Origin of the sequence: Arthrobacter sp. NamB2, assembly GCF_005281365.1 — a bacterium.
GTDB lineage: Bacteria > Actinomycetota > Actinomycetes > Actinomycetales > Micrococcaceae > Arthrobacter_D.
The window spans coordinates 36,546-62,085 of sequence record NZ_SZWI01000006.1; the positions used below are offsets into that span (position 1 = coordinate 36,546).

Here is a 25,540-nt window from a genome sequence, read left to right on the forward strand (position 1 = left end):
CGGCCGGCCTCGCCGTCGCAGGTCAGACCCGCCCGGCCGACGGGTTCAAGGGACCCATGCCGCCCATGTGGGCGAGATCCGTGACGAGGATGCCCTGGCTGGGGTTGAGCGCGTTGACCACCTTGTTGCCGCCGATGTAGATCGCGACATGCCAGATGTCCGCTCCGCTGCCCCAGAACACCAGGTCTCCGGGCTGCATCTGCGACAGCGGCACATGTCTCACGGCGAAGTATTGCTGAGCTGCTGTGCGCGGCAGGGATACGCCGGCGGAGGCGAATGCCTGCTGGGTGAGGCCTGAGCAGTCGTAGCCGAGTGGGCCGTTGCCGCCCCACGCGTAGTAGTACGGACTGCCGGTCTTCGACAGCGCGTAGTTCATCGCCACCGCGCCGGCGCCGCTGCTCGAAGGAGGAGCGGGCGGTGCCGGGGCAGGCGGAGCCGGTGCGGGCGCAACGGGTGCTGCAGGAGCCACCGGCGCAGGTGGTGCGGGTGCCGGTGCTGCCGGAGGTGCGGGTGCTGGCGGGGCGGGCGTTACAACAGGCGCCGGTGCGGGTGGTGCCGGTGCCGGTGGTGCGGGTGCCGCCGGCCGTGCAGGGGCGGGAGCAACGGGGGCCGCCGGTGTCGACACCACTGGAGCGCCCGCCGTGGACCGGACCGGTGCGGGCGCGACTCTCGAGGGGGCTTGAAGCGACGCCGGGTCGCGGAGCGGCGGGGTGCTGGTGGAAGTGCCCTGGGGTGCGGCGGCTGATTCCGTCGCTGCAGCGGCGGATTCGGCGATCATGCGGGCGAGGTCGCGCTCCCGCTGGGCCTGTTCGAGGCCTGCTATGCGCTGGTCCTCGAGCTCTGCCGTGGTGTTCCTGAGTGTGGCGAGCTGGCCCACGAGAGTGGATCGCTCGGCCTGCTTCTCGCCGACGAGCTGTTCCGCGCTGCCCGCTGCCTCGCGGGCCTGCTCGCCGGCTGCCTGGGCTGCATCGGCGGCGTCCTGCGCCGCTTGCCGTGCTGCCGCGGCATCCTGGGTCAGGGAAGCCCACGCGTCGCGTGCCGCCTGGGCCTCGTCAAGCGTGCGCGTGCTACTGCTCGAGAGTCCGTACAGGGTCGAGGCGCGGTACATGACCTCGTCGGGATCGGTTCCGTCCAGCACGCTCTCGATACCGGGGTTCATTCCCCCGGACCGGTAGAGGTCGCCCGCGAGTCGGCCCACCTGCTCCTCGGCGGCATCGTGCTGACGCCCGGCGTCCGCAGCGCGCTGCTCGGCACGGTCCGCGGCAGCCCGGCGTTCGTCGAGGATGGCAAGGGCGTTGTTGTAGTCGTTCTGGGCCTTGAAGGCGGTGAGTTGCGCCTCCTGCAGCTGCTCGCCGGCCACCGCGATGATCCCCTCGATGTCCGCAACGAGTCCGGCTGCCGCGGCGGCGTCATCCTGGGCCCGCTTGATGTCGTCCGGCGACGGGAGCGCGACTCCGCCGGGATCGCTTGCGGGAGTCGCGAACGAAGGAGCAATCATGGTGCAGCCGATCAGCGCGACGGCGGCCAGGGTGGCGACACCGTGACGCAGGAGGTTGCCGGTGGTTCTCGATGACTGCACGTTCTGCCGCTCTTTCGCCCGGATCTGCCGTTGGTGGTTGACGCAACAGACCCGACAATAGAGCTCCCCTATTCACTTTGGCAACAGGAGTCACATCCGTATCGTAAACAACATCGGTGTCATTTCCGCCGATCCGGCGCGGCGTGTCGCCTCAACTCCATCCCAATTCGTGGAGCCTCTCGTCGTCGATGCCGAAGTGGTGGGCGACCTCGTGCACGACCGTCACCAGGATCTCCTCGACCAGTTCTTCCCGCGAGTCGCACAGGCGTGACAGGGGGCCGCGGAAGATGCTGATGCGGTCCGGCAGGGACCCTGCCTCCCACCACGAGTCCCGCTCCGTGAGGGGAGTCCCCTCGTAGAGACCCAGCAACTCGGAGTCTGCCGGTTCGCCGGGCGCGGGCTCGTACTCCTCCACGACGAAGATGGCCACGTTGTCCATCGCGCGGGCGAGATCGTCGGGGATCTTGTCGATGGCGTCGTTCACGGCGTCCTCGAACTCTTCACGGGTGATCTCGTACGGCACGCCCTGATCGTACCGACCGTCACCGTGTCCGCGGTGCGACGAGGGGTGCTTGCCGGGTAGTGACCGGTCGACGGACGGTCGCGGTGCCTGATTTTGTGTAATCGGCAAACTCGACCTATAGTTTTACAGGTCCACGACAGGGAATGATCGGCCGGAAGTGCTTGCCTTTCGGTAGGTCGCAGGAAACCCGAACTGTGGTCCAGGCCCCCATCGTCTAGCGGCCTAGGACACCGCCCTTTCACGGCGGCGGCACGGGTTCGAATCCCGTTGGGGGTACGCGGGAGATGCCCTCACGGGCGGTCAACCAGGACGGAAAGTGCTGGTAGGCTGGAACCTGCAAATCAGCAAGTGAAGTTAGCAAGGCCCTGTAGCGCAGTTGGTTAGCGCGCCGCCCTGTCACGGCGGAGGTCGCGGGTTCAAGTCCCGTCAGGGTCGCTCAGGCGGCTGGGTCCCCTCGGGGGCGCCGGTCGGGCTGGATACGGTGATCATCCGCAAGATGGTCGCAAGGCTCTGTAGCTCAGTTGGTAGAGCGTTCGACTGAAAATCGAAAGGTCACCGGATCGACGCCGGTCGGAGCCACCGCTGAAAACCCCGCAGTTCCCCTCGGAACGCGGGGTTTTTTCGTGTGCGTCCTGCGGTCCTTCCGATCGCCCCAGGTTGCCCGGGCGAACGATCTGGGATAGTAGTGGGCGCCTTGTGCGTTGAACCACCGGCACCGAATCGAGACGAAAGGGCACCCGTGAGACTCCTTCGTTCCGCAGTCGGACCCGGTGTCCTGACCGTGGTCCTCGGCGTGGCCCTGACCGGTTGCAGCCAGGGGTCGGCATCACCGGCCGACACGATGCTCACCATGCCCGCCAGCCCCTCGCCGCAGCCGTCCGCGCTGCCCACGCCATCCCTGGAGCCCGCGCCCCTGCAGTCCGAGGGCCCGCCGGCGGATGCGGCCACTCAGGGTCGGGTGTCCGGCGCATCGGACCACTGCGTCGTCGTGGCCGGTGGGGTCACGACGGCGATGCTCGCGCCGCTCGGCCTGCGCTCTCATCCCGATGCGAGCGAACTCGTCACCCTCCGGCAGCAGATACTGGACTTCCGGGACAAGGTGCCGGTCGATCTGCAGGATGAATTCGAGACGCTCGCTCACTCCGTGGAGGTGCCTCCCGAAGGTTCGGGGATCTTCGACGAGAAGGCCTTCCGGCACGCGATCGTCCCCGTGCAGGATTGGCTCGGACAGCATTGTGCCGGCTCCTGAAGCGCGGGCGACGACGGAGGCCCGGCCCTGCGGAAGCAAGCTCGTGTTCCCACTCGCGGTGGCGGCGCGGTGCCTTAGGCTGTCCACAAGCGAAAGGGGTCCGATCCGATGACCGAGCAATCCGCGGGGCGGCCATTCCCCGCTCTCCAGGACGTGCCGGGCGGGAGGACCCTCATTGGAGACCCCGCCGCGGTGAAGATCGCGGCGATCGCCGCGCGCGACGTGCCTGGCGTGTACTCCCTCGGAGCCGGCTCCGGACGGGCACTGGGAGCCATACGCGATGCCGTCGGCGCCAATGACCTCATCCACGGTGTGAAGGTGGAGGTGGGCCAGACCCAGCTCGCTGTCGACATCAGCCTCGTCGCGGAGTACGGCTACGCGCTCAATGCGCTGGCTGATGCGGTTCGCGTCGCCGTCTACGAAGCACTCACGGAACTGGTCGGGCTCCAGGTCATCGAGGTCAATGTCGAGATCCTCGACGTGCACCTGCCGCCGCCTGCGGAGCCGAGAACCGTCGAGCGAATCCGCACGACCGGCTCGACACAACTCAAGCAGCCTGCCGAGTGAACCGGCCATGAGTCCCACCACCACCGGTATGGCGGCCGGGGCCGTCCTCTCCTTCGCGGCCCTGATCTTCGGTTTCTGGGGTTTTCTGCTGACCCTCGTCCTGGTGCTCTGCGGCGCCGTCGTCGGACGCGTCATCGAGGGCAAGCTCGACCTCCGCGGGGTCCTCGACGCCCTCTCCGGACGCCGCTCGTCCTCGTGACCACGGAGTCCTTCCCGACCGGGCGCGCGTCTGTAGGAGGTGCCGTTCGTGGTTTCCGGAGCCATGCTCCCGTCGCCGGCCACAACCGGATCACCACCGAGGCCCTGACCAGCACCGCACGGGCCGTGGCCGCAGAGGTGCTGGGCGTGCCGCCGGCGCAGGTCAGGGCATCCCTGGCGGATGACCGCGGCCTGCTCGCGCTCGTTCTCTCCCTGCCCCTTCCCGTACCGTCGTTGACCCGCGTACTCGAGGAGCCCGGCATCGTCGCCTCTTTCGGGGGGCCTCTGCTGGCGCGCGTGGACGCGGCCAGGACGCCGATCCTCGAGCGGGTCCAGGCTCTGACCGGGGCGCGGCTGAGCCGAGTGGACGTCCGGATCATCGGCAGCACCGTCACGCGGGGCGCGAGGGTGCTGTGAGTCCTGACCAGCTCGACCGGTCGACACCGGAGACCACGTCCCGGTTCGTGCGCCGGGAACTCCACTCCTCCCGGGCGGTCGCCTCGGTCGTCACAGGCGTCCTGTTGATCTCGGGTTGCCTGCTCCTCCTGTTCGAAGCCGTGCTGAGAGCTGTGGGGGATGAACCGTTCCTGCTCGACGTGGAGGCCGCGGTGGTGCTGCTCGGACGGCTGCCGGACGGTATGCCACCCTCGCTGCTCGTTGCCGCTTCCCTCCTGTTGCTCGCCCTCGGCGCGGTGCTTGTCCTCCTCGCAGTCCTGCCCGGCAGGCGTGCGCGCTATGCGATCCCGAACGAGCGGGCAGCCGTGGTCGTCGACGCCGAGGTCGTGGCGTCATCGTTGGCCCGCCGTGCGCGGGTCGCGGCGGGAGTGGCGCCTGAGCAGGTCCTCGTGACGGTGGGACGGCGCACCGTCAGGGTCCAGGTCCGGCCGACGTCGGGTGTACCCGTCGACGCCGATGCCGTACGTGCGGCTGTCGCCGACGACCTCGGCCGGCTGGGCGTGGAGCCCGCCCCTCGTATCACCGTCCTGGTGGCGGACACGGGGGTGGTCGGCCAGTGAATACGACGCCGCGCCTGCTCAACCGCATCGTTCTCGCAGTCGTCGGGCTCATGACCCTCGCCCTGGGGGCCTCCGGCCTGCTCCTCCTGGCTCTGCCCTCCACCGCCTCCCGGTGGCGCGACGTCGCACCACGGATCGGTGACGCGATCGACGGCCTCCGCACCGGTACCACCCTCGGGGAGCAGCGGGACACCATGCTCTGGACGTCCCTCGCGGCGGTCCTGCTGCTCCTGATCGTCCTCCTCGTCCTGTGGATCGTGGCTCAGGGCAAGGGGCGAACGGGAGTCTTCGCTGCCGTCGGCCGCAGTGGACGGCCGGGGCAGCGGACCGGCGTCGACGAGGCCACACCTGGATCGGTGACGATTACCGCCGCCGCCGCGGAACAGGCACTGAAGGCGGCGCTGCTCGAACGCTCCGATCTGGCGGGCGCCTCCGTCAGCACCTGGGAGGTGCAGGATGTTCCCGGCCTCCGTGTGCGGGTGTACCCGCGGAAGGGTGTGCCCCCCTATGCGGTGGCCGCCGAGGTCTCCCGCCTCGTCGAAGCGCTCGATACGGTCACCGGTTACCGGACGCCCGTGCTGATCAGCATCAGCTCGGGGGCTCGCGCACGTCTGACCCGCGCGGAACGGGTCAGCTGACCCGCAGTACGGTCACGAATCGGCATCAAAAGCGGGCTGGGCACAGGTCGTCTTGTGCCTGCCGATGTAAGCGCTTACTGTTGCTAGACCAATTCAGTGAGGCGGCGCATTCCTGGGTAGGGCGGCAACTCGCCATGACCCCTTTGAACGCGTACGCAAGACAAAGGAGTCTGTTTCAATGGCGAACATTCGCTCACGGAAGTTAGCGCTGCCCGCTGCAGCACTCAGTATTTCCCTTCTCGCTCTCGCCGGCTGTGGTTCGGAAGGATCGAACAGTGCGGGAGGTTCGGGAGACGCGGATTGCTCGGCCTACGAGTCCTACGGGACGTTCGAGGACACCGAGGTCAGCGTCTACTCGACCATCGTCGACGTCGAAGCCGAGCTCCTCGAGAACTCCTGGGCCGACTTCTCCGAGTGCACCGGCGTGGAGGTGGCCTACGAGGGTTCCAAGGAATTCGAGACGCAGATCGGCGTGCGTGCCAAGGGTGGCACCGCGCCCGACCTCGCCATCTTCCCGCAGCCCGGCCTGCTGGCGGCCCAGGCTCCGAACCTCAAGCCTGCTCCGCAGGCCGTGTCCGACCTCGTCGACGAGGGCTGGTCCGCGGACTGGAAGGAGTACGGCACGGTGGACGGCACCTTCTACGCAGCCCCCATGCTCGCGAACATCAAGGGCTATGTCTGGTACGTCCCGGCGACCTTCGAGGAGAAGGGCTGGGAAGTCCCGACCACCTGGGACGAGATGATGGCACTGACCGAGAAGATCGCCAGTGAGGAAGAGGACCTGAAGCCCTGGTGCGCAGGCTTCGAATCCGGTGAGGCAACCGGATGGCCGGGTACCGACTGGGTCGAGGACGCGGTGCTCCGCGAGCACGGCCCCGAGGTGTACGACCAGTGGGTCAGCCACGAGATCCCGTTCAATGATCCCCAGATCGTCGAGTCGTTCGACCGCGTCGGGGAGATCCTGAAAAACGACGATTATGTCAACGGCGGCTTCGGTGATTCCCGCTCCATCCTGTCGACGGCCTTCGCCGAGGCCGGCCAGCCCGTCCTCGACGGCCAATGCGCCATGCACCACCAGGCCTCCTTCCAGGCCGCCAACTGGCCCGAAGGAACCAACGTCGCGGAGGACGGCGACGTCTGGGCGTTCATGACGCCGCCCATCGATGAGTCCCAGGGCACGGCCATCACCGGTGGTGGTGAGCTGATCGGCGCCTACACGGACCGCCCGGAGGTGCAGGCACTGCAGACGTACCTCGCAAGCGCCGAGTTCGCGAACGCCCGCGTAGAGCAGGGCGGTGCCATCAGCGCCAACAAGGGGCTGGACCCGGAACTCGCAGGATCGGACCTCGACCGCCAGTCGATCGAACTGCTGCAGGACCCGGAGACCGTCTTCCGCTTCGACGGCTCGGACCTCATGCCGGGCGCCGTCGGTGCGAACTCCTTCTGGAGCGGCATCGTGAACTGGATCAACGGTTCATCGAGCGAGGAAGTCACGCAGACCGTCGAGGACAGCTGGCCCTCCTCCTAGGCAGGTAGCGGCAGACGCCCCGGCATCGCGTCCGGGGCGCCTGCTTCGACAGGGCTCGGCGTCGCCCACGCTCGACGTGCAGAGCCCTGCCGTCCCATTACTTTCAGCAAGCGCACCAAGGAGGCTGGGCTGTGGAAGATTTCGCTGACAAAGGTTTACAGGTGGTGATCGGACTCGCGATCTTCGCCGCAATCATCGGGCTGATCATGCTGGTGGTGGATCGGGCGCCCAAGTCCGGCCGCGAGAAGGTGCAGGTCGCGGGCTTCCTCGCACCGGCCCTGATCCTCCTGGCCGTGGGCCTGGTGTTCCCGGCCCTCCAGACGTCCTACCTCTCCCTGACGAACGGCAACGGGGACTTCGTGGGGCTCGACAACTTCGTGTGGATGTTCACGCAGCCCGAAGCGCTGGTGACGCTGAGGAACACCCTGATCTGGGTGGTCCTCGTCCCACTGCTGGCGTCCTCGATCGGCCTGGCCTACGCGGTGTTCATCGACCGCGCGCGGGGCGAGAAGGCGCTCAAGGCCCTGGTTTTCATGCCGATGGCCATCTCGTTCGTGGGTGCCGGTGTGATCTGGCGCTTCGTCTACGCCTACAAGGGACCGGAGCAGGATCAGATCGGTCTGCTCAACCAGGTGCTCGTGTGGTTCGGGCAGGAGCCCAAGCAGTTCCTGCTCGACGCCCCGGAGAACACGTTCTTCCTGATCGCCGTGATGATCTGGATCCAGACCGGCTTCGCGATGGTCGTGCTCTCCGCCGCGATCAAGGGCATTCCGACGGAGATCGTCGAGGCTGCCAGGCTCGACGGCGCCAGCGCGTGGCAGCAGTTCCGCAACGTCACCATCCCCACGATCCGGGGTTCCCTGATCGTGGTCGTCACGACGATCACGATCGGCACGCTGAAGGTCTTCGATATCGTCCGCACGATGACGGCAGGCCAGTACGAGACCTCCGTGGTCGCCAATGAGATGTATACCCAGGCGTTCCGGGCGGGTGAGCCCGGCAGGGGCGCCGCACTGGCCCTGGTCCTGTTCCTGATGGTGCTGCCCGTGGTGGTCTACAACGCCCGGCTGCTCCGCAAGCAGAAGGAAATCCGATGAGCACTGTGCCCCTGGACAACCAGAAGGAGCTGCTGCGCGACGTCGACGATGACGCCTCGCAGGGAGACCCCACGATACAGACTCGTGTCCGGCAGCGGCTGACGTCCCGCGGGGCGACCGCCGCGGCCATCATCATCGCCGTGATCTGGACGGTGCCCACGTTCGGGCTGCTGGTGTCCTCGTTCCGACCCGAGGACAACATCAAGGGAAATGGCTGGTGGAACGTCTTCACCGATCGCCAGTTCACGCTGGAGAACTACGCCGATGTGCTCAGTCCGGGAGGCAGCCAGTCTCCCAACCTGCTCTCCTACTTCGTGAACTCGCTCGCCATCGTGATTCCCGGAACCATCTTCACGCTGGTCCTCGGGTCGATGGCGGCCTACATGTTCGCCTGGGGGCGTTTCCGGGGCAAGGACAGCCTCTTCATCTTCGTGTTCGCACTGCAGATCGTGCCGCTCCAGATGGCGCTGATCCCGCTGCTCCAGTTGTTCACGCAGGTGCTGAAGTTCGGTGACTTCCAGGTGCTGCCGAGCGGCACGTATGCTCAGCTCTGGGTGGCGCACACGATCTTCGGACTGCCCCTGGCCATCTTCCTCCTGCACAACTTCATCGCCGAGATCCCGGGCGAGGTCATCGAGGCGGCGCGCGTGGACGGTGCCGGCCACAGCACGATCTTCTGGCGGATCATCGTCCCGCTCGCCACCCCGGCGCTGGCGTCCTTCGGGATCTTCCAGTTCCTGTGGCTCTGGAACGATCTGCTCGTTGCCCTGGTGTTCTCCGGCGGCGGGGCCGACGTCGCGCCGATCACGCAGCGACTCGCGGAGATCCAGGGTTCGCGTGGCGGGGAGTGGCAGCGACTCACGGCGGGCGCCTTCGTGTCCATCATCGTTCCGCTGGCGGTGTTCTTCGGGCTCCAGCGCTACTTCGTCCGGGGACTGCTGGCCGGTGGCCTGAAGGGCTGAGTGCATGACCAGCATCGACGACGTCGCGGCCTCGCTGGGCGTGTCCACGGCCACCGTCTCCCGCGCACTGCGCGGGCTGCCCGGTGTCGCCGAGGACACGCGCGCGCGGGTGAGGTCGACGGCGAAGAGACTGGGGTACGTTCCGTCGTCGGCGGCGTCCGGACTCGCTTCCGGACGCACCATGGCAATGGGAGTCCTCGTCCCGGTCATCGACCGCTGGTACTTCTCGGCAGTCCTCGAGGGGGTGGACCGCCGGTTGCGTGCGGCCGGCTACGATCTCATCCTGTTCAGCCTCGGCGGCGCCGGCGCCAACCGGGATCGGGTGTTCCATCGGTCCATCCTGCGCAAGCGGATCGACGCGTTGCTCGTGATGTGCATGCACCTGACGTCCGAGGAGCGTAAGGCGGTCCAGCAGCTCGAATACCCGAGCATCGTGATCGGCGGAGCCCTCGAGGGCGTACGCCACGTCGGGATCGACGACGCGCGCGCCGCGCGGGACGCGGTCGAACACCTGATCGGTCTCGGCCACACCCGGATCGCCCACATGCGCGGCGGGGGGTCCTTCGACATCGACTTCGAGGTGCCTCGCCTTCGCGAGCAGTCCTTCCGGCGGACACTGGCGGATCATGGGCTGACGGCGCGGGAGGACTGGTCGCCGTCGGGGGACTTTCGCTTCGCGACATCACGCGCGTCCGCGGCGGCGCTCCTGGCCGACCCCGACGATCGACCGACGGCGGTGTTCTGCTCGTCGGACGAGATGGCGTTCGGAGTGCTGAAGGCCGCAGCGGACCTCGGTATCGATGTCCCTGGGGAGCTGTCGGTCATCGGCATCGACGACCACGAGTTCGCCGAGCCGATGGGCCTGACCACCATCCATCAGGACCCCGCGGACCAGGGCGCGTTCGCGGCGGACATCCTGCTCGGCGAGCTGCTGCGGAACGAGTCTCCCGACTATCCGCCGTCGCGCCCCCACTCACTGGTCGAGCGGACGACGACCGGGCCCGTCAGGGCGGGCTAGGAGGCCCTGGCGAGCTGCCGGATCGGGATCCAGCGTGACGCCAGGCGCCGGTAGGACGCCGCGGCGCCCATCATGTCCGCTTCGGCGAGGCTCTCGATACCCAGGCGCACGTCCATCGGGGAATCGTCGGGGAAGACGCGGTCGGCCACCGAGCCGTAGTCGACCTCGACGACGGCGTCGCGGCGGAAGACCTCGAGCCACTCGACGATCTCCGTGAGTTCGTCGAGCAGATCCATCTCCGGCGCTCCGATGGCCAGCTGCGCCACCGACCGCCTTCCGCGGTCGATGCAGTCCCCGATCCTCGCCGTGACCCGGACCGTGCTGACGCGCCCGTCATCCTCGATCACCTCCGTGAGGTCGTCCTCGTGGATCAGGGCGAACCAGGCGAACGGCACGCCCCACGTCGCCGACCGCGTATGCAGCTTCGCGACCGAGTCGGCGAAGGTGTCCGGGTCCAGTCTCGCCTGGTGCGCCTCCCTGGCAACCTCGGGTACGAGGACGTCGATGAGTGGCCCGCGCAGGCTCTGGTCGAGGGACTCCGCTGCGAGGGTGCTGCGCACGGCGAGCTGGTTGGGGCAGTAGTAGGGCGCCGTCGTGCCGTTCTGGCCGGGGAAGTGGGTGACCCGCACGAGATCGGGTTCGTGGTGTGGGAACGGATCCGATACCGTGCGCATGATGCGCCGCAGCGACTGCTCGTGCTCGATCGCCTCGGTGAGCTCACGCTCACGTGCCCGCTGCTCGAGGATGGCGAGCTGCTGCGCATCCGAGAAGGCGTCGAGGGGCTCGTAGACGCGGAGGTAGGAGACGTAGGGGAACGGTCGGGCGCCGCCGCCCATCCGGCTCACGGCCCGCTGAGTTCCACGACGACGGGTGCGTGGTCCGAGGCGCCCTTGCCCTTGCGTTCCTCGCGGTCCACGAAGGCGTCGGTCACGCGCGCAGCGAGGGCGGGGGAGCCGAGGACGAAGTCGATGCGCATGCCCTCCTTCTTCGGGAACCTCAGCTGCTTGTAGTCCCAGTAGGTGTAGAGGCCGGGCCCGGGCGTGTAGGGGCGCGCGAGGTCAGCGAAGCCGGAGTCGAGGAAGGACTGGAAAGCGGCGCGCTCGGGAGGGCTCACATGGGTGTAACCGCCGTTGACGAACAGCTCGATGTCCCAGACGTCCTCGTCCTGCGGTGCGATGTTCCAGTCGCCCATGAGGGCGATCTGGGCCTCCGGGTCCTCGGTGATCCAGCGCTGCGCATGCCCGCGAAGGGTGTCGAGCCACTCGATCTTGTAGGGCATGTGGGGGTCGTCGAGGGATCGCCCGTTCGGCACGTACAGGCTCCACACACGGACACCCCCGCAGGTCGCCGCGATGGCCCGGGCCTCCTGCACGGCTTCGGTCCCCGGCTTGCCGAACGTCGGCTGGTCGGGGAAGGTGCGCTGGACGTCGTCGAGCCCGACGCGCGACGCGATGGCAACGCCGTTCCACTGGCTCAGCCCGAAGTGCGCCACCTCGAAACCGCTGTTCTCGAACAACTCCCAGGGGAAGTTGTCGTCCTTGCACTTGGTCTCCTGGATGGCCAGGACGTCGACGTCGGACCTGTTGAGCCAGGCTTCGACGCGGTCGGCGCGGGCACGGAGGGAATTGACGTTCCAGGTGGCGATCTTCACGGACCCTACGTTACCAACGGCGGTGTTTACTCCCGCCACCACGAATCGAAGACGGTGACCGGCACCGTTCGCTTGTGACGTGTGATCCAGTAGCGGTGCTCGATGGATTTCGCGGCGTCGGGTTCCACTTCCCGCCCCTCGAGGTAGTCGTCGATCTGCTCGTAGGTGAGGCCCAGCTCCTGCTCGTCGGACTGGCCGGGGCGTTCGTCGAGGAGGTCCGCCGTGGGGATCTTGTTGTAGAGGGCGGGAGGCGCGCCGAGCTCCTTGAGCAGTGCCCGGTTCTGGCGCTTGTTCAGGCCGAAGAGCGGGAGGATGTCCGCTCCGCCATCGCCGAACTTCGTGAAGAAGCCCGTCACCGACTCGGCGCCGTGATCCGTCCCGATCACGAGCAGGTTGTGTTGCCCGGCCACAGCGTACTGGGCGACCATGCGGGCACGGGCCTTCGTGTTGCCCTTGGTGAAGTCCGAGATGTGCTCGCCGGTCGTCTCCGCGTACTCCTGCTGGAATCCGTCAACGGCCGGAGCGACGTTGAAGACCTTCGACGTGCGGGGCTCGATGAACGCGAGGGCCGCCTGCGCGTCGTCCTCGTCCTTCTGCACGTTGTAAGGCAGGCGCATAGCGATGAAGTCGGCGTCGACCCCCTCGGCGCGCAGTTCGTCGACAGCGAGCTGCGCGAGCTTCCCGGCCAGGGTCGAATCGAGTCCGCCACTGATGCCCAGCACGAAGCCGCGCGTTCCAGTGGACCTGACGTAGTCCTTCAGGAAGGCGACCCGGGCGTGCACCTCCGCCGCTGGGTCGATGGTCGGCTTGACGCCCATTTCCTCGATGATCTGTGCCTGGAGTTCACGCATTCCCCTAGGCTACTCCGACTCGATTTCAGCAGGGTTACACGCGGCGGCTCCGTCATCACGTCGCTCAGCGCAGATGACCCCGGCACCGATCGATCGCTGCGAGAGCATCAGGCGGGTACGGGGTCGCTGTCACTCGGATACCGCAGCCCCATCTGGCGGCGCGCCTCATCCAGGAGTTCCATCATGCGGACGGACTCCGAGGGTGTCATGAAAGGGCTCTCGGTCAGTCCTTCCTGCAGGCAGCGCGTCACCTCACGCAGTTCGTAGCTGAAACCGTTGCCGAAGACCTCGAACCGTTCCGTGCGCAGCGTGCCCTGCCTGGGTTGGATCACGAGCTCGCCCGGATTGAACAGGGGACCGGACGAACGCAGCCAACCGTCGGTGCCGCTGATCGTGACCACGCTCGGGCAATGGGCGCCGATCGAGGTGGTGAGCTGCGCATGAGCACCACTGGAGTAGGAGAGGGTCAGGGCATTCTGCAGGTCGATGCCCTCAGGGGTGAGGAGCCCCTGCGCGGACACGCTGCTGGGCTTTCCCAGAGCTGCGAGCGCCCAGGTCAGCGGATAGACCGCGAGGTTTAGGAGGGCTCCGCCGCCGGCCGCCGGGTCCCAGGTCCGCGACGCGGGATCGAAGGGCGGCGCGAATCCGAGGTCCGCCTGCAGCCACCGCGGCTGTCCGATCTCGCCCGACCGCAGAATCGTGGAGGCCCTGCGGAAGCTCGGCAGGAAGCGCGTCCAGACAGCCTCCATGAGGAACAGGCCGCGCTCCGCAGCGAGGACGGCAAGTTCCGCGGCCTGCCCGGCGTCCATGGCGAGCGGCTTCTCGCACAGCACGTGCTTCCCTGCGGCGAGCGCGGCCAGCGCGACGGCATGGTGCTGCGCGTGCGGCGTCGCGATGTAGACGACGTCGACGGCGGGATCGGCGAGCAGCCGTTCGTAGCCGGTGCTGCCCTCGCCATCGAAGTACGCGGAAGCAAAACCGAAGCGCAGCCCGAAGGCACGGGCGGACGCCTCGGTACGGGAGCTGACGGCCTGCAGGACGGCGTCGTCGAGCAGCGCGAGATCGTGCACCACGCGGGCGGCGATCGACCCCGTCGCGACGACGCCCCAGCGGATGGGGCGGCCGGTCGCGGTGGAAGGTGCGATGGTGCTGACGGGAGCTGGAAGCATCGGTGGTGTCTTTCGGGCAAGATGGCGGTGCGTGGCTGCGGGCGCCACCTGGCCCTTGCTGAAGAGGACGGCATCGATCGGAGTGCCACGATCCAGGAGGGAGTGCATGGCGCCTGCACCGGATGGCGGGGGTGGACTCCCGGACCACCCCCGCCTCGTGCCGTTACTGGCTGAAGGCTGCGTCGAAGGACGTGTCCGACGGTGCGAAGTCGAAGCGCTTCAGGAAGGCGAGGGCCTCAGGCGCTCCCTGCAGGCGGTCCATGCCGGCGTCCTCCCACTCCACGGAGATGGGACCGGTGTAGTCGATGGCAGTCAACGCGCGGAAACTGTCCTCCCAGGGAACGTCCCCCCGACCTGTGGAGACGAAATCCCAGCCCCGGCGCGGGTCGCCCCAGGCGAGGTGTGAGGACAGGATGCCGTTACGGCCTCCACCCATGCGCATCTTCGTGTCCTTGCAGTCCACGTGGTAGATGCGGTCCTTGAAATCGGAGATGAAGGCGACAGGGTCGATCTGCTGCCACATGAAGTGGCTCGGGTCCCAGTTGAGGCCGAAGGCGGGGCGGTGCCCGATGGCCTCGAGGGTGCGCTGCGTGGACCAGTAGTCGTAGGCGATCTCGGACGGGTGGACCTCGTGGGCGAAGCGGACACCGCACTCGTCGAAGACATCGAGAATCGGGTTCCAGCGGTCCGCGAAGTCCTGGTAGCCCGCGTCGATCGTCTCGGCAGGCACGGGCGGGAACATGGCGACGTACTGCCAGATCGAGGAGCCGGTGAAACCCACCACCGTATCGACGCCCAGCTTCTGCGCGAGCCGCGCTGTCAGCTTCATCTCCTCAGCAGCCCGCTGACGCACACCTTCCGGGTCGCCGTCACCCCAGACCTTCGGACCGACGATCGCCTGGTGGCGGAAGTCGATCGGATTGTCGCAGACGGCCTGACCCTTCAGGTGGTTGGAGATCGCCCAGACTTCGAGCCCGTTGCGCTCGAGGATGTCCAGCCGGTTCTGGATATAGTCGTCGTCCTCCCACCGCCAGGCATCGAGGTGATCGCCGGACACGGCGATCTCCAGTCCGTCGTACCCCCACTGTCCGGCGAGTTCCGCGACCTTCTCGAAGGGCAGGTCGGCCCACTGGCCGGTGAACAGGGTGAAGTTGCGTGTCATGCGGGCTCCTTGAAGTGGTGGGGACTACTGGTGGGCGTGGGCGGCCGAACCGACCTGGACCACGGCGCTCTTCGCCGCAGCGCTCTCCTCGACGGCGGCGAGAACGCGCTGGATCTGAAGACCGGCCTCGAACGAGGGCTGGGGCTGCTCGCCCGTGCGGATCGACGTGAGGAAGTCGCGCAGCTGGTGCGTGAAGGTGTGTTCCCAGCCGATGATGTGGCCCTGTGGCCACCAGGCTTCCAGGTAGGGGTGCTCCGGCTCCGTGACGAGGATCCGGCGGAAGCCCTGCTCCGTCTCGGGTCCGGTAGCCTCCATGAACCACAGCTCGTTGAGGTTCTCGAGATCGAAGCGCAGCGCGCCGCGTTCGCCGAAGACCTCGATGCGCAGCCCGTTCTTCACACCCGTCGCCACGCGGGAGACCTCGACCGTCGCGACGGCGCCGCCGGAGAGTTCGGCAGTGATCCAGGCGGCGTCGTCCACCGTCACGGGTTCCGGCCCGTCCGGGCCCGGCCGCTCAGCGACGAAGGTACGCAACCGCCCGGAAACCTCGGAGATCTCCTCGCCCGTCAGGAACTGCACCTGGTCGAGGGCGTGGGAGGCGATGTCACCGAGTGCCCCCGATCCCGCGGTCTCCTTGCGGAGGCGCCACGTCATCGGCGACTCCGAGTCCACGAGCCAGTCCTGCAGGTAGGCCACGCGCAGCTGGCGGATCGCACCGAGGCGCCCCTCGGCGATCAGGTTCCGTGCGTGGGCCAGGGCGGGCACGCGCCGATAGTTGAACCCGACCATCGACTGGACGCCGTGGGTCCGCGCCTCCTGCGCGGTGGCGACCATCTCGGTGCTCTCGGCGATCGTGTTCGCCAGCGGCTTCTCCACGAGGACGTGCTTGCCGGCTTTCAGCGCCTCGATGGCGATCTCGGCATGCAGGTACCCCGGCGTGCAGATGTCGACGATGTCGACGTCGTCACGGTTGATCACGTCGCGCCAGTCCGTCGCGGATTCCTCCCACCCGTAGCGGGCGGCCGCTTCAGCGGTCCTTTCGGCATCGCGGCCCACGACGACGCGGCGGGCGACCGGCGGGACGTCGAAGTGGCTGCCGACCGTGCGCCACGCTGCCGAGTGCGCCTTGCCCATAAAGGCGTAGCCGATCATGGCGACAGCGAGGGGCTTCGATGCGGGACCGTCCGGTACCTGACCGGAAAGTGGGGATGTCATGGTGTTCTCCAGATGTAGGGGTGGAAGCGCGATCGGTGAGGTGGCTACTTCACGGACCCGGCGGACAATCCCGCGACGAGGTGCCGTTGAACCAGCATGAAGCCGATCAGCACGGGAAGGGAAACGACGACCGATGCGGCCATCAGCTGGTTCCAGTACACGTCCGTCTGGTTCGCGTACGCCTGCAGCCCGATCGCGAGCGTACGGGTGTCGTTGTTCGTGAGCACCGAGGCGAAGAGCACCTCACCCCAGGCTGTGATGAACGAATAGACGGCGACCGCGATGATGCCCGGCTTCGCGACGGGGATGACCACGCGGATGAACGCTCCGGCGCGGCTCGTGCCGTCGATCATGGCCGCTTCCTCGAGTTCGCGGGGGATGGAAGCGAAGTAGCCCGCGAGCATCCAGATCGCGAAGGGCAGGGTGAAGGTCAGGTAGGTGATCACCAGCCCCGTATAGGACCCGTTCAGCTGCAGGCCGACGGTCCGCTGGATCTGGGTGAAGATCAGGAAGAGCGGCAGGAGGAAGAGGATGCCCGGGAACATCTGGGTGGACAGGACCACGAGGCTGAACGAGCGCTGTCCGCGGAAGTTGAGCCGGGCCACCGCGTAGGCGGCCATGATCGCGATGATGACGGAGAAGACCGTGGCCAGCGTCGTGACGATCAGGCTGTTCTTGAAATAGTGCGCCAGGGGAACCGTCCGCCAGATCTCGAGGTACGGCTCGATGGTGACGGTGGACGGCACCCAGGTGAAGAGACCGCGCACGTCGGCGAGCGGTTTGAAGCTCGTCACCAACACCACATACAGCGGAAGCGCGACGAGGATGAACAGGAAGGTCAATCCGATACGGCGGAACCAGCGGAAACCGGGTGTCTCAATCAATGTCTTTACCCTTCGGAAGGACCATGCGCACGTAGACCACGGAGGCGATGAACAGGAGGATGAGCAGCAGCACACTCATGGCGCCGCCCAGGCCGAAGTTCCAGTTGGAGAAGGAGTGCTGGTAGATCAGCGGTGAGACCAGGCGCGCGGACTCCGGTGGCGCGGCGCCGAAGAGGACGAACGGCACGTTGAACTGGTTGAAGATCCACAGGCTCATGACGAGCAGGAGGACGCCGTTGGCCGGGCGGATCATGGGAAGCGTGATGAGCACGAACTGCTTCCAGAGGGAAGCGCCGTCGATCGCGGCAGCCTCGTAGACGTCCTTCGGGATGTTCTGCAGTGCAGCAAGGAGCATGAGGAAGGCGAACGGCCACATCTGCCACGCGGTCACGATGACGGTGACCCAGAAGGCGTTGCCACCGAGCAGCCAGAACGGCCGCTCGTCGAGGAGCCCGAGATCGTCGACGAGGATCTTGTTGATGGCGCCGTCGCGCTGGCTGAACATGAACGCCCAGGCGATGGTGGCCACGTAGCTCGGCAAAGCGTAGGGGATGAGGAAGAACGTCCGCAGGAAGCCGTTCCCGCGGAAGGAACTGTGCAGCAGGACGGCGGCCATGATGCCGAGGACCCAGACGATGGCAAGCACGATCACGGTGAACACGAGGGTGCGGCCGAAGCTCGCGAGGAACTCCCCGCCGATGGGGCCGTTGGGGTCGAGTCCGGCAACGAAGTTGTCGAAGCCGACGAACGGTGCCCGCAACCAGTTGCGGATGTTGAGCTGGGTCAGGCCGAGGAAGGCGATCCACACGCCGAGGATCATCGGGACGATGTGGATCAGGAGCTCCATGATGACTGCTGGAGCGATCAGGATGTAGGCGAACGGGGACTTTCGTTTGCGCCGGGCGGCAGGTGCCGGGCCCTGCGGCGTACCCGGCTCACTGCCGGCTGCTGGTGGCTTCTCGACCAGTTGTGACATGGATGCTCCTCGGACTGAGCGGGTCAGGGGCAGGTGCCCGGACGCTGCCGGGCACCTGCCTCGGGGGAGTTACTGGGCGGCTGCCATCTGGCTGTTGGCGTCTTCGAGCGCCTTTCGGATGTCGTCCTCCGTGACCGTACCGGTGGCCGCCTGGGCGAAGAGGTTCTTCATCGCCGTACCCACGAGGGTCTCCATCTGGCCCTCCTGGCTGATGAGCGGCATCGGCTTTGCGTTGTTCTCGAGGATCTCCTGCTTGAGCTTGATCTCCTCCGACTGGAAGGCTTCGTCCTCGTAGGCCGCGGTGAGCACGGGGAGTGCGGTGAAGGCCTTGTTCAGGTAGACCTGCTCCTCGTCGCTCGTCAGGTGCGCGGCGAGCTTCAGGGCGCCTTCCTCGTTGTCGGTCTCGTTGAAGATGCTCAGGTTGATGCCGGCCACGTGGCTCATGGTCGCCTCGTCTCCCGTGGCATCCGGGTTGGTCAGCGGAACCGGCGCTGCGGCGAAGTTCTCGAAACCGCGGGCATTGAGGGTCTTGGCCGGCGCCTGGTCGAAGAACATCGCGGCATTCCCGGCCGCGAAGTCCTCGACCATCTGGCTGCCGCCCGTGAACTCGGCGTTCGACGGCGACACGACCTTGTCGGTGGCCATGAGGTCGATCCACTGCTTGACGCCGGCAACCTGCTCGTCGCTCGCGAAGGTGGGCTCCCCGTTCTCGTCGAAGAGCGACCCGCCCGCCTGCAGGCCGCGGACGAACGCCTGGTGCGCGTTGTTCGAGATGGAACTGCCCGCCAGGGACACGCCCCACTGGTCGATCTGGCCGTCGCCGTCCGTGTCGATCGTCAGCTTCTTCGCGGTGTCGACGAACTCGTCCCACGTCTCGGGGGGAGCCTCGATACCGGCCGCCGCGAACATCTCCGTGTTGTAGTAGAGCGAGTAGCTGAGGCCGTACAGGGGGATCGACGTGGGTGTCTCCCCTTCGGCACCGCCCGTCGACCAGCTGCTCTGGATGAAACGGTCCTGGCCTCCGACCGCTTCGAGGGCCTCGCCCTCGAACGGCAGGAAGGCGCCGGTCTCCTGGAGGGTCGTCGCCCAGGTGTTGCCGATGTTCAGGACATCCGGCCCCTCACCACTACTGACCGCAGTGAGGATGCGGTTGTAGAGGTCGGTCCACGGGATGACCTCGAGCTCCACCTCGATGCCGGTCTCTTCGGTGAAGCGGGCGAGGGACTCCTCCAGGACCTTGCGGTCGTCCTCGACCGTGGTGCCCTGGTTGGAGGCCCAATAGGTCAGGGTGTCGCCCGATGTCGCTTCCCCGGATGCGGAGCCGCAGGCGGCGAGGCTGGACATCCCCAGTCCCAGTACAGCGAAGGTCGAAAGGGCCTTGACGGGTATTTTCACGGTTCATCTCTCCTTTGAGTAACTGCGATCAAGCCGGTCCGGGCCCTCGCGGTTGCATGCTGCGAGTGGTGCAGGAAGCCTGCGGGAGAGGCCCAGTGTGAGCTGGTTCACCCAAGCTATGACGACTTATGTCGATCGTCAATCAAAAGACGTCGTGGTTTCGACACCTTGGGTGTCGACTGCGACGGCAAGTCCGGCGTTCGAGCGAGAAAGGCACCCGGTTCTGCTGGCGCCCGTGCTTTACTGACAAGATGCTGAACGTTCATGCGGCCGCCGGTCCCGACGGCGGATCGTCCCCCCGACCCGGACAATCGGCCGGACCCGGGGTCAGCGACATCTTCGCGCTTCTCCGCGACGGTCAGCCCCGGACCAGGGCAGAACTCGCCGAGGTGTCCGGCCTCGCCAGGTCCACCGTCGCGGCACGGATCGACGCCCTCATGGCGCTCGGGCTCGTGGCACCGTACGGCGGTGCTGCGTCCACGGGAGGGCGCCGGCCCTCACTCTTCGCTCTCAACCCGGCGGCCCGCGTCGTGGTCGGCGCGGATTTCGGCGCGACCCACGCGCTGGTCAGCCTCACCGATCTCAGCGGTACCGAACTCGCCGTCGAACGCGAGGCGCTCTCGATCGCAGCGGGTCCGGACGACGTCGTCGCCTGGCTTGCCGGTGCCGTTCGCCGGCTCCTCGCGGCAGCGGACCGCCGCCCGGAGGATCTGGCCGCCATCGGGATCGGACTGCCCGGACCCGTAGAGCATGAGACCGGCCGCCCGATCAATCCGCCGATCATGCCGGGCTGGGACCGGGTCGATGTCCCCGCGCTCGTCCAGCGCCACATCGACGTCCCCGTGCTCGTGGACAACGACGTCAACATCATGGCCCTCGGCGAGCGCACCGCGAACTGGCCGGATGTCGACGACCTCATGTTCGTGAAGGTGGCCACCGGCATCGGAGCGGGGCTGATCTCCGGCGGCGTCCTGCAGCGGGGAGCCCAGGGAACCGCGGGTGACCTCGGTCATGTCCGGGTGCCGCGCGGAGGAGAGGCGAACTGCCGGTGCGGTAACACGGGCTGCCTCGAGGCCCTCGCCGGTGGGCCGGCGCTTGCTGCAGCACTCAACCGCCTCACGGGCGGGACCCTCGAGGGCAGTAGTGACGTCATCGCCCTCGTCCGCTCGGGTGACCTCTCCGCCATTCAGGTCCTCCGCCAGGCCGGCCGGGACATCGGGGACGTCATAGCGATGTGCGTGAACCTGATCAACCCCTCCGTCGTCGTGATCGGCGGCAGCCTCGCCCAGGCAGGAGAGCACCTGCTCGCGGGGATCCGCGAAGTCGTCTACACCCGGTCGCTGCCGCTGGCCACCGAGCACCTGCGGATCGTGCCGTCCGTCTCGGGTGAGCGTGCCGGTGTCGCGGGGGCTTCCGCCATGGCCGTCGCCCATGTTCTGTCCCCGGAGGCGATCGACGCCGCCAGCGCGCGCCTGGCCGGGTGACGCCCGCGGCTCCTCCGCGCGGGACGGTGCCGGGGCGCCCCCGCCCTCTCGATAGACTGGCGGCATGACCGTCGAGACCTCCACGCAGACCACAGACCGTTCCCGGCTCCTCGAGCTCATCAAGGAACTAGCGGTGGTGCACGAGCGGGTCACGCTCTCCAGCGGCGTGGAGGCGGACTACTACATCGACCTGCGCCGCATCACGCTGCACCACGAGGCCTCCGTCCTCGTGGGACGCGTCATGCTCCAGCTGCTCGACGACGCCGGCATCAGTTTTGAAGCCGCGGGCGGCCTCACGATGGGCGCTGATCCCGTCGGTACGGCAGTCATGCACGCAGCAGCCCGGGCCGGCCGGCCCATCGACGCCTTCGTGGTGCGGAAGACCCAGAAGACGCATGGGATGGGCCGCCAGGTCGAGGGTCCCGCTGTCTCCGGGCGTCCCGTCGTCGTGCTCGAGGACACCTCGACCACGGGCGGTTCGGCCCTGACCGCCGTCGAGGGTGTGCGCCGTGCAGGCGGCATCGTCCAGGCGGTCGCGGTGATCGTCGACCGCAGCACGGGTTCCAAGGAGCGCATCGAGTCGGAGGCCGGGGTGCCCTACCTCTTCGCCTTCGGCAAGGACGAGCTGGGCCTGGCCTGACCCGGGCTCCCGACGAAGCACGCACGGAGGACGCACGGGGACACGAGACGGAGCGGCGCGTGAAGCACGACGACGGCCTCGCCCTGCAGCAGGCACGTGGATTCCGTGAATCCTCCCGCCGATCCTTCCTGATCGGTTCCGCCGCGGCCACGCTCGTGACGGCGGACCTCGCATTCACCCGTGTCATCCAGTCGCAGCGTGAGCAGACTCGCATCCTGCCACTCGACGACGACCGGGCACGGGCGCGGTTCCCCAACGACCGCTGGGTGCTCTTCCCGGGGTACAAGACCAGTTGGGAGGAAGGGCTCTGGATCCTCAACTCGCTCCGCCCCACGCTGTCCCGGCGGGCTCAGATGGCGGTGATGGGCTACTCGAACCGCGGCCTCGACATCAACAACGTCGTGGCCACGATGAACCGTTACGTGGAGAACTTCCGACTCGAGCGGCTGTACTTCTACGGCCACAGTTTCGGCGGCATGGTCGCGGTCGAGGTGGCGGCCCGCCTGCGTGACCGGGGCATCCCGGTGGAGCTCGTCCTGCTCGATTCCTCGCCGTCCAGCCGCTTCGACGTCCAGGACCAGCGCATGTTCGACGGTGTCGTGCTGCTCTACGAGGCCGGTGTGCGCGTACCCATCAGCGTGCGCGGTACCTACGAGCTGGGTGAGCGGATCGTCCACAAGAACGAGCGTTCCTGGCGCCAGATCGTGGACCAGACACTGGAGCAGCTCTCGCCCCTGGCGCCGAGCAGTGAGCTCATCCAGTCCGAGTCCTCGTACATCTACCACTTCGACGTGACGCGTTTCCGGCTCTCGCTCGGCGACACGAAGGTGGTCTTCACCGGCAGCCCGGACGACGGCGTGGTGAACTACCGGACCGCACGCGCCGGTTGGGAGCGGGAACTCCCCGACAACATCGTGTCCGTGGACTACGTGACGGAGGGAGCGCTCCCTGCCCATGCCAGCCCGCAGTGGAATCCCGGCATCTACCAGGGCATCATCTCCGCGGTGCAGCGGGACTACGTCCCGGTGCCGCGCGGCGGCGGCTGGAAGAGGATCTCCTAGGCCCGCGGCATCACACCTGGTCGATCAGGTCCGCCACCGAGTTGCAGATCTGCGCGGGGCGGAACGGATAGGCGTCGATGTCCTCGGGCTGCGTGATGCCGCTGAGCACGAGGACGGTGTGCAGCCCTGCTTCCATGCCGGCGATGATGTCGGTGTCCATGCGGTCGCCGATCATCGCCGTCGTCTCCGAATGGGCGTCGATCTGGTTCATCGCGGAGCGGAACATCATCGGGTTCGGTTTGCCCACGATGTAGGGGTCGCGACTGGTCGCCGCCGTGATCATGGCGGCGATGGCGCCGGTGGCGGGCAGGGGCCCTTCCTTCGAAGGCCCGGTGACGTCCGGGTTGGTGGCGATGAAGCGGGCGCCGTCGAGGATCAGGCGCACCGCTTTCGTGATCGCCTCGAACGAGTACGTCCGGGTCTCGCCGAGCACCACGTAGTCGGGGTTCGTGTCGGTGAGGACGAAACCGGCCTCGTGCAACGCCGTCGTCAGTCCGGCCTCGCCGATCACGTAGGCACGGCCGCCCGGCAGCTGGTCGCGCAGGAACTGCGCCGTCGCCAGCGCTGAGGTCCACAGGTTCTCCTCCGGGATCTCGAGGCCGGAGGCCTTGAGGCGTGCCGCCAGGTCCCGCGGGGTGTAGATCGAGTTGTTGGTGAGGACGAGGAACCGCTTCGAGGTGGCGACCCACCGGTCGATCAGCTCGGCGGCACCCGGGATGGCGTGGTTCTCGTGCACCAGCACGCCGTCCATGTCGGTGAGCCAGCACTCGATGTGTTCGTTCTCGCGCATGTGCTTCCTTTCGCAGTGATCGACCTCCGGGAGCTCCGTGTGCCAGTCTTCCATCTTCGGCTACGTCTACGCTGGGACGGTGAAAGAATCCCTGCCGGAGCCTCCCGATGACACCGTAACCGCTTCGGACGGAGACCCCGGGAGTCCGGCCGTGGGCGTCGGCCCGTGGGAGGGCGACCTGCCCGAGGGTGACCACTGGGACCGCGAACTGCTGGCGTCGGGGGACGCCCGCAACGTCGTCGACGCGTACCGGTACTGGACGCACGAGGCCATCGTGGCGGACCTCGACGAACGGCGCCACGGCTTCCACGTGGCGATCGAGAACTGGCAGCACGACCTCAATATCGGCTCGGTCGTGCGCACGGCCAACGCCTTCCTCGCTAAGGAGGTCCACATCATCGGGCGACGCCGGTGGAACAGGCGCGGCGCCATGGTCACCGACCGCTACCAGCATGTCCGCCACCACCCGACGGTCGCCGACTTCACGGCGTGGGCCGCGGCGGAGGGGCTGGCCGTGATCGGCATCGACAACTTCCCGGATTCGGTACCGCTGGAGACCTACGATCTACCCGAGAACTGCGTCTTCGTGTTCGGGCAGGAGGGCCCCGGCCTCACCCCGGAGGTGCACGAGGCCGCCCAGGCGACCCTCTCGATCGCCCAGTTCGGCTCCACGCGCTCCATCAATGCCTCGGCGGCGGCCGCCATCGCCATGCACGGCTGGGTTCGACGGCACGTTTTCGGCCAGCACGTCTGAGCGCGCGCCTTCCGGAAGCCGCCGTCATCCGGCGTCGACTTCCCCTGCGCCCGGCAGGTGTGCTCGGTAGGATGAAGCAAGCACTCACCACCACTAAGGAGTCCTCAGCATGCCTATTGCCACCCCTGATGTTTACGCCGAGATGATCGACCGCGCGAAGGCGGGCGGATTCGCATTCCCGGCAGTGAACGTGACCTCCTCGCAGACCCTCAACGCAGCGATGCGCGGTTTCGCCGAGGCGGGCTCCGACGGGATCGTGCAGGTTTCCACGGGCGGCGCTGCCTACTGGTCCGGCGCGAGCGTCAAGGACATGGTTGCCGGCTCGCTGGGCTTCGCGGCCTTCGCGAAGGAAGTGGCGAAGAAGTACGACGTCAACATCGCGCTGCACACCGACCACTGCCCGAAGGACAAGCTCGACGACTTCGTGCTGCCCCTGCTCGCGGCTTCCGAGGAGGCGGTGAAGAACGGCCGGGATCCTATCTTCAACTCCCACATGTGGGACGGCTCGGCCGAGACGCTCGAGGAGAACCTCCGGATCGCGCGCGAGATCCTGCCCCGCGCGGCTGCCGCGAAGATCATCCTCGAGGTCGAGATCGGTACCGTCGGTGGTGAGGAGGACGGCGTGGAGAACGCCATCAACGACAAGCTCTACACCACGGTCGACGACGCCCTGGCGACCATCGACGCCCTCGGTGCCGGCGAGCACGGCCGCTACATCACCGCGCTGACCTTCGGCAACGTGCACGGCGTCTACAAGCCGGGCGGCGTCAAGCTGCGCCCGGAGATCCTCAAGGAGATCCAGGACCAGGTGGGTCAGAAGATCGGCAAGGACAAGCCTTTCGACCTCGTGTTCCATGGCGGCTCGGGTTCATCGGACCAGGAGATCGCGGATGCCGTCTCCTACGGCGTCATCAAGATGAACATCGACACGGACACGCAGTACGCGTTCACGCGTCCCATCGTGGACCACATGTTCCGCAACTACGACGGTGTCCTGAAGGTCGACGGCGAGGTCGGCAACAAGAAGACCTACGACCCGCGCGTCTGGGGCGCATCGGCCGAAGCGGGCCTCTCCGCCCGCGTGGTCGAGGCCGCCGCGTCACTCGGTTCCGCCGGCAAGAAGCTCTAGCACC

27 protein-coding genes and 3 tRNA genes are annotated in these 25,540 nt (G+C 67.4%); 18 read left to right on the forward strand and 12 right to left on the reverse strand.

The window, feature by feature from the left end:
• Window positions 1–22: 22 nt before the first annotated feature.
• The gene (locus FDK12_RS11260; RefSeq protein WP_137369666.1) at window positions 23–1,579 is read right to left on the reverse strand and encodes an NlpC/P60 family protein; all 1,557 of its coding nucleotides are present in this window, start codon (window positions 1,577–1,579) and stop codon (window positions 23–25) included.
• A gap of 151 nt (window positions 1,580–1,730) precedes the next feature.
• The gene (locus FDK12_RS11265) at window positions 1,731–2,102 is read right to left on the reverse strand and encodes a metallopeptidase family protein (RefSeq protein ID WP_223263245.1); all 372 of its coding nucleotides are present in this window, start codon (window positions 2,100–2,102) and stop codon (window positions 1,731–1,733) included.
• A 203-nt stretch (window positions 2,103–2,305) separates the two neighbouring features.
• Between FDK12_RS11265 and FDK12_RS11270 the strand changes: the two genes are divergently transcribed.
• From FDK12_RS11270 to FDK12_RS11330, 13 genes are all read left to right on the forward strand, one after another.
• Window positions 2,306–2,378 (forward strand) — tRNA-Glu (locus FDK12_RS11270).
• An 85-nt stretch (window positions 2,379–2,463) separates the two neighbouring features.
• Window positions 2,464–2,537, forward strand: a tRNA-Asp gene (locus tag FDK12_RS11275).
• Between the two features lie 71 nt (window positions 2,538–2,608).
• Window positions 2,609–2,681, forward strand: a tRNA-Phe gene (locus FDK12_RS11280).
• Window positions 2,682–2,841: 160 nt separating this feature from the next.
• Window positions 2,842–3,351, forward strand: coding sequence for a hypothetical protein (locus FDK12_RS11285; RefSeq protein ID WP_137369667.1), 510 nt, complete (start codon window positions 2,842–2,844; stop codon window positions 3,349–3,351).
• A 108-nt stretch (window positions 3,352–3,459) separates the two neighbouring features.
• Window positions 3,460–3,918: an Asp23/Gls24 family envelope stress response protein gene (locus FDK12_RS11290; protein ID WP_137369668.1), complete on the forward strand. Its 459-nt coding sequence runs from the start codon at window positions 3,460–3,462 to the stop codon at window positions 3,916–3,918.
• Window positions 3,919–3,925: 7 nt separating this feature from the next.
• On the forward strand, window positions 3,926–4,117 hold the full coding sequence (locus tag FDK12_RS11295; protein ID WP_104117580.1) for a DUF2273 domain-containing protein: 192 nt from the start codon (window positions 3,926–3,928) through the stop codon (window positions 4,115–4,117).
• A complete protein-coding gene (locus tag FDK12_RS11300; protein ID WP_317616736.1) occupies window positions 4,114–4,533 on the forward strand; it encodes a hypothetical protein in 420 nt (139 codons plus the stop codon). The genes FDK12_RS11295 and FDK12_RS11300 overlap by 4 nt, the downstream gene beginning before the upstream one ends.
• Entirely contained in the window at window positions 4,530–5,132 is a 603-nt protein-coding gene (locus FDK12_RS11305; RefSeq protein ID WP_137369669.1) for a DUF6286 domain-containing protein, read from the forward strand. The genes FDK12_RS11300 and FDK12_RS11305 overlap by 4 nt, the downstream gene beginning before the upstream one ends.
• Complete coding sequence (locus FDK12_RS11310) at window positions 5,129–5,770, forward strand: hypothetical protein (RefSeq protein ID WP_137369670.1); 642 nt, start codon at window positions 5,129–5,131, stop codon at window positions 5,768–5,770. Before FDK12_RS11305 ends, FDK12_RS11310 begins: the two co-directional genes overlap by 4 nt.
• A 178-nt stretch (window positions 5,771–5,948) precedes the next feature.
• Window positions 5,949–7,298 carry an ABC transporter substrate-binding protein gene (locus FDK12_RS11315; RefSeq protein WP_104117583.1) on the forward strand — a complete coding sequence of 450 codons (1,350 nt, stop codon included), beginning with the start codon at window positions 5,949–5,951 and terminating at the stop codon, window positions 7,296–7,298.
• Window positions 7,299–7,429: 131 nt separating this feature from the next.
• A complete protein-coding gene (locus tag FDK12_RS11320; RefSeq protein WP_137369671.1) occupies window positions 7,430–8,395 on the forward strand; it encodes a carbohydrate ABC transporter permease in 966 nt (321 codons plus the stop codon).
• Window positions 8,392–9,357 carry a carbohydrate ABC transporter permease gene (locus tag FDK12_RS11325; RefSeq protein ID WP_137369672.1) on the forward strand — a complete coding sequence of 322 codons (966 nt, stop codon included), beginning with the start codon at window positions 8,392–8,394 and terminating at the stop codon, window positions 9,355–9,357. Before FDK12_RS11320 ends, FDK12_RS11325 begins: the two co-directional genes overlap by 4 nt.
• Window positions 9,358–9,361: 4 nt before the next feature.
• Window positions 9,362–10,375 carry a LacI family DNA-binding transcriptional regulator gene (locus tag FDK12_RS11330; protein WP_137369673.1) on the forward strand — a complete coding sequence of 338 codons (1,014 nt, stop codon included), beginning with the start codon at window positions 9,362–9,364 and terminating at the stop codon, window positions 10,373–10,375.
• Here the strand turns inward: FDK12_RS11330 and FDK12_RS11335 are convergent.
• The 9 genes from FDK12_RS11335 to FDK12_RS11375 form a co-directional block, all read right to left on the reverse strand.
• Window positions 10,372–11,211, reverse strand: a complete 840-nt coding sequence (locus FDK12_RS11335) for a hypothetical protein (protein WP_137369837.1) — start codon at window positions 11,209–11,211, stop codon at window positions 10,372–10,374. The two genes, FDK12_RS11330 and FDK12_RS11335, sit on opposite strands and share 4 nt — an antisense overlap.
• 5 nt (window positions 11,212–11,216) lie before the next feature.
• The gene (locus FDK12_RS11340; protein ID WP_137369674.1) at window positions 11,217–12,026 is read right to left on the reverse strand and encodes an exodeoxyribonuclease III; all 810 of its coding nucleotides are present in this window, start codon (window positions 12,024–12,026) and stop codon (window positions 11,217–11,219) included.
• 26 nt (window positions 12,027–12,052) lie between these two features.
• The gene (gene nadE, locus FDK12_RS11345; protein WP_137369675.1) at window positions 12,053–12,877 is read right to left on the reverse strand and encodes an ammonia-dependent NAD(+) synthetase; all 825 of its coding nucleotides are present in this window, start codon (window positions 12,875–12,877) and stop codon (window positions 12,053–12,055) included.
• Between the two features lie 107 nt (window positions 12,878–12,984).
• Complete coding sequence (locus FDK12_RS11350; protein WP_137369838.1) at window positions 12,985–14,046, reverse strand: Gfo/Idh/MocA family protein; 1,062 nt, start codon at window positions 14,044–14,046, stop codon at window positions 12,985–12,987.
• A gap of 163 nt (window positions 14,047–14,209) precedes the next feature.
• Window positions 14,210–15,208, reverse strand: a complete 999-nt coding sequence (locus FDK12_RS11355) for a sugar phosphate isomerase/epimerase family protein (RefSeq protein ID WP_137369676.1) — start codon at window positions 15,206–15,208, stop codon at window positions 14,210–14,212.
• A 24-nt stretch (window positions 15,209–15,232) separates the two neighbouring features.
• Window positions 15,233–16,423, reverse strand: coding sequence for a Gfo/Idh/MocA family protein (locus FDK12_RS11360; RefSeq protein WP_137369677.1), 1,191 nt, complete (start codon window positions 16,421–16,423; stop codon window positions 15,233–15,235).
• Between the two features lie 44 nt (window positions 16,424–16,467).
• Window positions 16,468–17,307 (reverse strand): carbohydrate ABC transporter permease, encoded by an 840-nt coding sequence (locus FDK12_RS11365; RefSeq protein WP_137369678.1) that lies wholly within the window; start codon window positions 17,305–17,307, stop codon window positions 16,468–16,470.
• The gene (locus tag FDK12_RS11370; protein WP_137369679.1) at window positions 17,300–18,283 is read right to left on the reverse strand and encodes a carbohydrate ABC transporter permease; all 984 of its coding nucleotides are present in this window, start codon (window positions 18,281–18,283) and stop codon (window positions 17,300–17,302) included. Before FDK12_RS11370 ends, FDK12_RS11365 begins: the two co-directional genes overlap by 8 nt.
• A gap of 69 nt (window positions 18,284–18,352) precedes the next feature.
• Window positions 18,353–19,678 carry an ABC transporter substrate-binding protein gene (locus tag FDK12_RS11375; RefSeq protein WP_223263246.1) on the reverse strand — a complete coding sequence of 442 codons (1,326 nt, stop codon included), beginning with the start codon at window positions 19,676–19,678 and terminating at the stop codon, window positions 18,353–18,355.
• Between the two features lie 251 nt (window positions 19,679–19,929).
• Here FDK12_RS11375 and FDK12_RS11380 point away from each other — a divergent pair, with 251 nt between their 5' ends.
• The 3 genes from FDK12_RS11380 (at window position 19,930) to FDK12_RS11390 (ending at window position 22,863) form a co-directional block, all read left to right on the forward strand.
• Entirely contained in the window at window positions 19,930–21,162 is a 1,233-nt protein-coding gene (locus tag FDK12_RS11380; RefSeq protein WP_137369680.1) for an ROK family transcriptional regulator, read from the forward strand.
• Window positions 21,163–21,226: 64 nt separating this feature from the next.
• Window positions 21,227–21,802, forward strand: coding sequence for an orotate phosphoribosyltransferase (gene pyrE / locus FDK12_RS11385; RefSeq protein WP_137369681.1), 576 nt, complete (start codon window positions 21,227–21,229; stop codon window positions 21,800–21,802).
• A gap of 59 nt (window positions 21,803–21,861) precedes the next feature.
• Window positions 21,862–22,863 (forward strand): thioesterase domain-containing protein, encoded by a 1,002-nt coding sequence (locus tag FDK12_RS11390; RefSeq protein ID WP_137369682.1) that lies wholly within the window; start codon window positions 21,862–21,864, stop codon window positions 22,861–22,863.
• Window positions 22,864–22,873: 10 nt separating this feature from the next.
• On the opposite strand, the gene FDK12_RS11395 is transcribed toward FDK12_RS11390, so the two are convergent.
• Window positions 22,874–23,653 carry an HAD-IIA family hydrolase gene (locus FDK12_RS11395; RefSeq protein WP_104117598.1) on the reverse strand — a complete coding sequence of 260 codons (780 nt, stop codon included), beginning with the start codon at window positions 23,651–23,653 and terminating at the stop codon, window positions 22,874–22,876.
• A gap of 91 nt (window positions 23,654–23,744) precedes the next feature.
• Between FDK12_RS11395 and FDK12_RS11400 the strand changes: the two genes are divergently transcribed.
• On the forward strand, window positions 23,745–24,407 hold the full coding sequence (locus FDK12_RS11400) for a TrmH family RNA methyltransferase (RefSeq protein ID WP_223263257.1): 663 nt from the start codon (window positions 23,745–23,747) through the stop codon (window positions 24,405–24,407).
• 109 nt (window positions 24,408–24,516) lie between these two features.
• The gene (gene fbaA, locus FDK12_RS11405; RefSeq protein ID WP_104117599.1) at window positions 24,517–25,536 is read left to right on the forward strand and encodes a class II fructose-bisphosphate aldolase; all 1,020 of its coding nucleotides are present in this window, start codon (window positions 24,517–24,519) and stop codon (window positions 25,534–25,536) included.
• Window positions 25,537–25,540 lie beyond the last annotated feature (4 nt).